The sequence below is a fragment of the Mesorhizobium sp. M2A.F.Ca.ET.039.01.1.1 genome (assembly GCF_003998035.1).
Taxonomy (GTDB): Bacteria; Pseudomonadota; Alphaproteobacteria; order Rhizobiales; family Rhizobiaceae; genus Mesorhizobium.
Window position 1 is genome coordinate 1 of sequence record NZ_RZRY01000241.1, and the last position, 8,629, is coordinate 8,629.

Below are 8,629 nucleotides of genomic sequence, written 5' to 3' on the forward strand. Positions count from 1 at the left end.
TCGGAATAGGTTTTGCCCAACGTCCCGATCTCGGTGAAGAAGATCGCGGCGCTGCCGGCCAGCGGGCCGGGGCCGAAGGCGCGGGTGAAGAACAGCGCCCAGATCAGCATGTCGACCGAGCGCATGAAATCGAAGAAGCGTTTCAGCACCTGGCTCAGAACGCCGCTCGGCGTGATGTTGCGGGCGGCAAAGAAGGCAAGCGGGAAGGCGACGATGCCGCCGAGCAATGTGCCAAGGAACGCCATGACGATGGTCTGCAAGAGCTTCGTCCAGACATCGCCATGCTGCCACTGGGCGTTGTTCCAGAAATTGTCGGCGGCCAAAGCCAGGTTCGACGTACCGGGCTTGAGTTCCGGCCCGGAGACGATCAGCGAGATGACTTCGCTATAGGGTTTGCCGAAGAAGGGCGAGCGCGTATCGAAGACGAAATTCGCCCAACCGAGGAAGCGCTTGCGCACCTTGACGCGGTCGACGGTGACACGCACCTCGCCGGCAAAGCCTAGCTTGGCGACGATCTCGTCGTCATGGACGGTCACCCAGTCGGGCACCGGACCTGTCACCACCGGCTTGCCACCGGTCAGCGCGATGGGCACGGTCAGGCCGTTGGCCGTGATCGTCTCTTTGGTCTTGTCGAAGGTGACGGATTTGGCGTCGCCGTCGATCTGGACGGTGTAGGTGCCATCGGCATTCTTGATCACCCAATCGGGATCGGGGTTTTCGCCGAGCGCCGAGAAGCGCGGATATTTCGGCGTGATCTCGGGCTGGTCGAGGCGGAATTCCGGCTGCAGGTCGTAGCTGATCCATTGCGACAGGAAGAGCGGCAGGCGCTCCCAGTGCGACTCGCGCAGCACCAGCGGCAGGCTGAAGAACCACAAGGCGTAGCCAAGATAGAGCACCGTGCCCGCGACCAGCAGCAGCGGCCAGAAGCGCTTGTAGGCCGGCCGCTGGAAGATCTGCGGGTGGCGGTTTTCGATGGCGCTGATTTCGTCGGCGGTCATGGCGGCCATTTCACGCGCTCATCAGGAAAGCCTGCTCGCCGACGAGCTTGCGGCGCAGCCAGGCGGAGAACTGGTCGACGAGGATGATGGTGACGAAGAGCAGGAGCACCAGCGCCAGCGTCTTGGCGCCGAAGCCGCGCGAGATGGCAAGCTTCAGCTCCTCGCCAATGCCGCCGCCGCCGACCGCGCCCATGATGGTCGAGATGCGCACGTTGATCTCGATCCGGAGCAGCGTATAGGACATGAAATTGGGCAGCACCTGCGGCAGGTCGGCGAAGCGCACGCGCTCGAACCAGTTGGCGCCGACCGCGCGCAGGCCCTCCTCCGGGCGCATGTCGATGTTCTCGTTGATCTCGTAGAAGAGCTTGCCCAGCGCGCCGATCGAATGCAGGCCGATGGCGATGATGGCCGCGACCGGGCCGATCGAGACGATGGCCGCGAACAGGCCGGCAATGACGATCTCGGGAAAGGCCCGCAGCAGTTCCATGAGGCGCTTGACGACGAGCCGCAGGATCGGGCTCGGCGTCAGGTTGCGCGCGGCGATGAAGGAGAAAGGTACGGCGAAGACGAAGCCGATGAAGGTCGAGACCAGCGCCACGTTCACGGTCGTCAGCATCAGCTCGAAATATTCGGGGATGTAGAAGCCGCTCCAGACATAGACGCGGCCGAGCGGGAAGTTGAATTCCTGCGTTCCCTTGTCGCTGGGCGAGGCGATGTCGAACAGCGCACGCCAAACGTCGTTCCAGTCCTTCGGGGCCAGCCAGCTCAAGAAATCGAGGATGTGCGGCAGCCGGTCGAAAAAGTGGCCGGCATTGGCCTCGTCGGCGAACCACATGGTCGCGAACATGGCGACAAGCAGCAGGCCGACGGCAAGCGCCGTGTAGAAGCGGCGCAGCGACGTCTGGCGCCGCCAGGCGTCGGCCTGCTGGCGGGTGGCGTCGGAATGGATCGTTGTCGAAAGGGTCATGACGTGAATGCAAAAAGGGCGGCGTTTTTGCGACGCCGCCCTTTCCTGATGCCTTTAGCCGCCGATAGCGGCTTTGCGGGCTTCGACGATGACGTTGTAGAAGTCAGGCTTCACGGGGACGTAGCCGGTGAAGTCGCCACCCTCGATGCCTTCGAAGCAGGCCTTGTCCTTGGCCGGCAGGGCGGTGAAGAAAGCGGTGAGCTTGGCGGTCATGTCGTCGCCCAGCGCGGTGCGGACAACCAGCGGACCGTTCGGGATCAGGCCCGAGCGCCACACTTCGACGAAGTCGTTCGGGTCGACCGCGCCCTTGGCGACTTCCTTGTGGAAGGTGCCCGAGGTGTAGCCGTTCTTGAAGTCGCCGATGCCCGAGGAGTCGTCCACCGCCACGTCGACCTTGCCGTCGCGCACGGCCAGGATGTTGTTCTCGTGGCCGCCGTTGAACTGGGTCGAGGCGAAGTAGGTCTCGTTGGAAGCGCCGGTGTCCTTCGGAATCTGGGTCAGCGGGATCAGGTAGCCCGAGGTCGAATCCGGATCGGCATAGCCGAGCTTCTTGCCCTTGGCCGACTTGATGTCGGTGATGCCGGAGGTCTTCAGCGCCAGGCCAACCGAGTAATAGCCGGTCGAGCCGTCGGTCTGCTTGGTGGTGAGGATCGGGGTGACCGCCTTCGGGTCCTTCAGATAGACGCTGGCGTAGCCGGACGCGCCGAGTTCGGCGAAATCAAGCGTGCCGCCGAGCAGGCCCTGGATGACGCCGTCATAGTCGGCGGCCGGGAACAGCGAAACCTTCTCGAAGCCGAATTCCGACTTCAGGTGGTCGGCGAGGCACTGATAGTTGCGCAGACGGTCGGTCTCGTTTTCACCGCCGAGGATGCCGACGCGGAATTCCTTGATATCGGCGGCGTGCGCGGCGCTTGCGGCCATGGCGAGCAGCGAAACCGCTCCAAAAACCATCTTCCTGAACATTTGCTCTCTCTCCTGTTGTTCCGGCTGCGCGCCGGCGTTCTGATTTTTCAAGTCTTGCCTTTGACGCTGGCGGGCGATCCGGGTTGCTCTGCCGAAATCCACGATTTGCCCGGACCGACTGGGGTCGGGGCAATGGACTCAGTAGCCAGGGAAGGCGGGTTCGAGCGGTCCGGCGGATGCGGTGATCTTCGGCCTGATGGTCACGCTGGTCGACGTAATGGCCTCGGAGATCTCGGCGCCGCTGGCGTCGGCGCCGTAGACGGTGCTCACGGCGTCGCGGTCGAGGTCTTGCGGGGCGCCGTCGAAGACGACCTTGCCGGCGGCCATGCCGATGATGCGGCCGCAATAGGCGCGGGCGGTGTCCAGCGTGTGCAGATTGGTGACGACGGTGATGCCTTCGCGCAGATTGATGTCGCGCAGCGAATCCATCACCACCTTGGCGTTGAGCGGGTCGAGCGAGGCGATCGGCTCGTCGGCCAGAAGCACTTTCGGCTGCTGCATCATGGCGCGGGCGATCGCGACACGCTGCTGCTGGCCGCCGGACAGCGTGCCGGCCGGCTGCAGCGCGGTGCGTGCGATGTCGAGGCGCTCGAGCGCGGCCACCGCCTCCGCGCATTCGGTGCGCGTGAACATGCCGAGCAGGTTGGAAACCGTGGAGCGATGGTTGAGGCGGCCGAGCAGCACATTGGTCAAGACGTCGAGGCGCGGCACGAGGTTGAACTGCTGGAAGATCATGGCGCAGTCGCGCTGCCAGCGGCGCAGCGGCGAGCCCTGCAGGGAGGAGACCTCGGCGCCGTCAAAAAAAATCGATCCCTGGCTGGGATCGATGAGACGATTGATCATGCGCAGCAGCGTGGACTTCCCGGCGCCGGAGCGGCCGATGATACCGACCATCTGACCGCGCGGGATCGAGATGTTGATGTCGCTGACAGCGGTGTTCTTGCCAAATCGTCGGGTTACGCCGCGGATTTCGAGCGTGGCCGATGATGCTGACATGGCAAAACTCCGGTACGTCGCGGTTTCGAGGGTCCGTTAACCTTCGCTAGCGCAGCCCGATGAAGCTGGGGTGTCGGATTGATGTCATTTTTGTTACGAGTCACAGGCTTCGGGCGCTAATTCCCCGGCACATGGATTTCGACCGGGCCGGCTATGTTTGTGTTGGCGGGCGGCATGCGTAAGAGATTGGCCGAAACGTCCACCCCAGTCGTCATCCACGGGCGGAGCAAGGAGCGGAGCGACGCGCGCAGACCCGAGGATCCATTCCGTGACGCATGGGCGCTGCTGCGGTGCAGAATTCTGCTCCGCCGCACTCTTCGACGAGGGTCACGGAATGGATTCCAGGGTCTCCGCGACGCCGCTTCGCGGCTGCTTCGCCCTGGAATGACGAGGTTGGAAGGCTTCAGCCAAATCGTGCCCGTCAACAAACGGCAACTTTTCAAAATCCCCGTGCAGAACCGCTAGCCAAGCACCAGCAATTCCTCGAAATGCTTCATGTCCTTGAAGCTGCAGAAGGCAGGAGCCTTCAGCTCGATCGAGGCGGCGGAGCTGATAGGCAAAGGTGATGTGGAAGACATAGGTGTCGTGGTCCGGATGACGGTAGCCGAACGGCACAGACAGCGCATCGCGCCAGGCTTTCAGGACCTGGCGGTCTTCTTCGGTGGCGCCGGCGACGGTGAGGCCGGTCGGCACGACGTCGACAATCTTCACCTTGAAGGGACCGTGGCCCTCGAAGCCTTGCAGGCGCTCGAGATAGAGGCGGGTCATACCGTCGATGCTGGTATCGAGCGGCACGTCCGAAGGCCAGTAAGGAAGGCGGCGGCGATATTCGATGATGCCCTGGAAGAGCGTCATATGCAGGCTGGAGATCGGCGTGAAGGCGAGCCGATCGGCATCCGGCATGGCCAGCATGCGCTCGCGGACCTCGATGATGGCAGCTTGTGAAGGCGAGCCCTCGACCAGATGGCAGACAAAGGTGTTGCCCGGTTCGGGCAGGAAGTTGCCCGACGCGTCGTAACGGGTGCCGAGATGGACCGGCGGCGTGGGGTTGGAGCCTTCGAAAAATCCGGCGAGCGAGGGTCTAACAGTGGCGAGCATGGCGATCTCCTGGGCGAGATCGGCTCTTGTCCGAGTCATGTGTCAAGGATGTGAATGGTGAATGGTGAATGGTGAATGGTGAATGGTGAATGGTGAATGGTGAGAAAGAAGGGCTTCGTTGCCATTCACTATTGACCATTCACCGTTAACCATTCACCGAAATCAGCCGCCGTATTTCTCCAAAAACGCCTCGGCCGACAGCTCTCGGAAATCGTCGAGCGCGGCGCGCAGTGTTGCATGGTCCCAGTCCCACCAGGCTAAGACCTGGTACCGCTCGGCGGTGCGGCGGTCGAAGCGCTCGCGGATCGGTTTCGCCGGCACGCCGCCGACGATGGTGTAGGGCGCGACATCCTTCGACACCACGGCGCCGGCGCCGACGGCCGCGCCATCGCCGACGATGACGCCCGGCAGGACGGTCGAGCCGTGGCCGAGCCAGGTGTCGTGGCCGATGGTGACGCGCCTGGCGCGGCGCTGCGCGAAAAACTCGCTTTCATGCTCGGCGTCGTCCCAATAGTCGGACGCGCGATAGGTGAAGTGATGCAGCGTCGGCCGCCAGGTCGGATGGTTCGTGGCGTTGATGCGCACGCTCGCCGCGATGTTGGAGAACTTGCCGATGGTGGCGCACCAGACGGCGCAGTCCTGCATCATGTAGGAATAGTCGCCAAGGTCGCATTCGGCGACGCGGCTGCGCTCGGCGATCTCGGTCCAGCGGCCGAGGGTCGAGTTTTCGACCTGCGCCGTCGGATGGATCAGCGGCGCCTCCGAGAGTTTTTTGCTCATGCGGCGATCTTTCCGGCGGCGAAGGCGGTGACGTCGATGACGCGATCGGCGACCGCGTCGCGCACGTCGAGGTCGTGGAAGATGCCGAGGAGCGCAACGCCCGCCGCTTTCTTGGCGGCGATGAGCTCGACCACGACATCGCGATTGCGGGCGTCAAGCGAAGCGGTCGGCTCGTCGAGCAACAGGATCGGATGCTCGGTGATGAAGCCGCGCGCGATGTTGACGCGCTGCTGCTCGCCGCCGGAGAAGGTCGCCGGCGGCAGCGCCCAGAGCTTTTCGGGCAGGTTGAGCTGCGCAAGCAAGGAGCGAGCCTTCGCCCGCGCGGTCTCGCGATCCCCGCCGCGCTCGACCAGCGGCTCGGCGACGACGTCGAGCGCGGAGACGCGCGGCACGGTGCGCAGGAACTGGCTGACATAGCCGATGGTGTGGCGGCGCACGGAAAGCACGGTGCGCGGGCTGGCGGAAGCGAGGTCGATCAACCCGCCGCCGTGCTGGACGATGATCTGGCCCTCGTCGACGGCATAGTTGCCGTAGAGCATCTTAAGGATCGAGCTTTTTCCGGCACCCGACGGCCCGCCGAGCACGGCGCATTCGCCGGCGCGGATCGAGAAGGAGACGCCCGCCACCACCGGCAGCGTGACGCCGTCGCGCAGATGCATGGTGAAGCTTTTCGCGATGTCGGAAACAACAAGCGGCGTGGCCATGATTAGAGTCCTTTGTTTTGCCGCATGGTCTGGTCCGAAAACCGGCTTCCACTTTTCGGGACCATGCGGCTAGACCTGCAAAATCGAAGAAACGAGAAGCTGGGTATAGGGCGCGCGCGGATCGTCGAGCACGCGGTCGGTGAGGCCGCTTTCGACGACGCGGCCGTCCTTCATCACCATCATGCGCTGCGACAGAAGCCGCGCCACGGCGAGGTCGTGGGTGACGACAATTGCCGCCAGCCCGAGGTCCGTGACCAGCCCGCGCAACAGATCGAGCAGACGCGCCTGAACTGAGACGTCGAGGCCGCCGGTCGGCTCGTCCATGAAGACGAGCCGCGGCCCGGTCACCAGGTTGCGGGCGATCTGCAGGCGCTGGCGCATGCCGCCGGAAAAGGCGCGGGGCTCGTCGTCGATGCGGTCCTCGTCGATCTCGACGCGCGACAGCCAGTCGACGGCGGTGGCGCGGATCCTGCCGTAATGGCGGTCGCCGACGGCCATCAGCCGCTCGCCGACATTGGCGCCGGCCGATACGGTCATGCGCAGCCCATCGGCCGGGTTCTGGTGGACGAAGCCCCAGTCGGTGCGCATCAGGAAGCGGCGCTCGGCCTCGCTCATGCGGTAGAGCTCGCGCCACTGGCCGTCGCGCATGCGGTAGCTCGCGGTGCCGGAGGAGGGCAGCAGCCGGGTCGACAGGCAGTTGAGCAGCGTCGTCTTGCCGGAGCCGGACTCGCCAACAACAGCCAGCACCTCGCCCGGCCAGAGGTCGAAGGTGACGTTCTCGCAGCCGACGCGCGAGCCGTAGAATTTGGACAGCGCGGAGACGCGCAGCAGCGGTTCGTCGGTCATTCGGCCTCCTTACCCTCCCCCTTGTGGGGAGGGTCGGCGCGCAGCGCCGGGGTGGGGGTTGAAGAAAGAGAAGATTGGCCTTTCCCCCCACCCGCGCCTTCGGCGCGACCTCCCCACGAGGGGGAGGTAGAGTCGGCGCGCCGCTTCTCGCAATGGTCGGTGTCCGAGCAGACGAACATGTGGCCGCCGTGGTCGTCGAGGATGACCTCGTCGAGATAGACATTCTCGGCGCCGCAGAGCGCGCAGGGCTGGTCGAAGGTCTGCACCTCGAAGGGATGGTCCTCGAAATCGAGGCTGACGACGTCGGTGAAGGGCGGCACCGCGTAGATGCGCTTCTCGCGGCCAGCGCCGAACAGCTGCAGGGCCGGCGAACGATGCATCTTCGGATTGTCGAATTTCGGCGTCGGCGAAGGGTCCATCACATACCGGCCCTCGACCTTGACCGGATACGCATAGGTGGTGGCTATGCGGCCGTGCTTGGCGATGTCCTCGTAGAGCTTCACATGCATGAGGCCGTATTCCTCCAGCGCATGCATTTTTCGCGTCTCGGTCTCGCGTGGCTCGAGGAAGCGCAGCGGCTCGGGGATCGGCACCTGGAAGACCAGCACCTGGCCGGCGGTCAGTGGCTGCTCAGGGATGCGATGGCGGGTCTGGATGATCGTCGCCTTGGCGGTCTCCGTGGTGACGTCGACCTTGGCGACCTTCTTGAAGAAGGCGCGGATCGAAACGGCGTTGGTGGTGTCGTCGGCGCCCTGGTCGATGACTTTCAGCACATCATCCGGGCCGATGATCGAGGCGGTGACCTGCACGCCGCCAGTGCCCCAGCCGTAAGGCATCGGCATCTCGCGCGAGGCGAAAGGCACCTGGTAGCCGGGAATGGCGATGCCCTTCAGGATGGCGCGGCGGATCATCCGCTTGGTCTGCTCGTCGAGATAGGCGAAGTTGTAGGTGGCTATGTCGGTCGATTGGGCGTTCATTCGGCGGCCTCCCTTTTCTCTTCAGCCTTGTCCTCATTTTCCCGCGCTTCGTATTCGGCGCGCATGCGGCGCACGAGGCCGAGCTCGGCCTGGAAGTCGACATAGTGCGGCAGCTTCAGATGCTCGACGAAGCCGGTCGCCTGGACATTGTCGGAATGGGAGATGACGAATTCCTCGTCCTGCGCGGCGGCGACGATATCCTCGCCAAGTTCGCCGGCGCGCAGCGCCCGGTCGCACAGCGCCATCGCCATCGCCTTGCGTTCGCTCTGGCCGAAGACCAGGCCGTAGCCGCGGGTGAAC

At 64.3% G+C, this 8,629-nt stretch carries 9 protein-coding genes and 1 pseudogene; all 10 read right to left on the reverse strand.

The features are described from left to right. The coding region (locus EOA24_RS18800; protein WP_133374547.1) for an ABC transporter permease at positions 1 to 1,007 on the reverse strand (1,007 nt) is incomplete at its 3' end. Between the two features lies 1 nt (position 1,008). Continuing rightward, the gene (gene phnE, locus EOA24_RS18805; RefSeq protein ID WP_127409972.1) at positions 1,009 to 1,965 is read right to left on the reverse strand and encodes a phosphonate ABC transporter, permease protein PhnE; all 957 of its coding nucleotides are present in this window, start codon (positions 1,963 to 1,965) and stop codon (positions 1,009 to 1,011) included. 54 nt (positions 1,966 to 2,019) lie between these two features. Continuing rightward, complete coding sequence (gene phnD / locus EOA24_RS18810; RefSeq protein ID WP_126081142.1) at positions 2,020 to 2,928, reverse strand: phosphonate ABC transporter substrate-binding protein; 909 nt, start codon at positions 2,926 to 2,928, stop codon at positions 2,020 to 2,022. 138 nt (positions 2,929 to 3,066) lie between these two features. After that, positions 3,067 to 3,924 carry a phosphonate ABC transporter ATP-binding protein gene (phnC, locus tag EOA24_RS18815; RefSeq protein ID WP_126081143.1) on the reverse strand — a complete coding sequence of 286 codons (858 nt, stop codon included), beginning with the start codon at positions 3,922 to 3,924 and terminating at the stop codon, positions 3,067 to 3,069. Between the two features lie 461 nt (positions 3,925 to 4,385). Beyond that, positions 4,386 to 5,022: pseudogene (locus EOA24_RS18820) on the reverse strand (DUF1868 domain-containing protein). A gap of 162 nt (positions 5,023 to 5,184) precedes the next feature. Continuing rightward, positions 5,185 to 5,802, reverse strand: a complete 618-nt coding sequence (locus tag EOA24_RS18825) for a DapH/DapD/GlmU-related protein (RefSeq protein WP_126081144.1) — start codon at positions 5,800 to 5,802, stop codon at positions 5,185 to 5,187. Continuing rightward, entirely contained in the window at positions 5,799 to 6,506 is a 708-nt protein-coding gene (phnL, locus tag EOA24_RS18830; protein ID WP_126081145.1) for a phosphonate C-P lyase system protein PhnL, read from the reverse strand. Before phnL ends, EOA24_RS18825 begins: the two co-directional genes overlap by 4 nt. A 69-nt stretch (positions 6,507 to 6,575) precedes the next feature. Next, complete coding sequence (phnK, locus tag EOA24_RS18835) at positions 6,576 to 7,352, reverse strand: phosphonate C-P lyase system protein PhnK (protein WP_042640728.1); 777 nt, start codon at positions 7,350 to 7,352, stop codon at positions 6,576 to 6,578. Further along, complete coding sequence (locus EOA24_RS18840; RefSeq protein WP_245466926.1) at positions 7,349 to 8,329, reverse strand: alpha-D-ribose 1-methylphosphonate 5-phosphate C-P-lyase PhnJ; 981 nt, start codon at positions 8,327 to 8,329, stop codon at positions 7,349 to 7,351. The genes phnK and EOA24_RS18840 overlap by 4 nt, the downstream gene beginning before the upstream one ends. Next, the coding region (locus EOA24_RS18845; protein WP_189354015.1) for a carbon-phosphorus lyase complex subunit PhnI at positions 8,326 to 8,629 on the reverse strand (304 nt) is incomplete at its 5' end. The genes EOA24_RS18840 and EOA24_RS18845, both read right to left, overlap by 4 nt.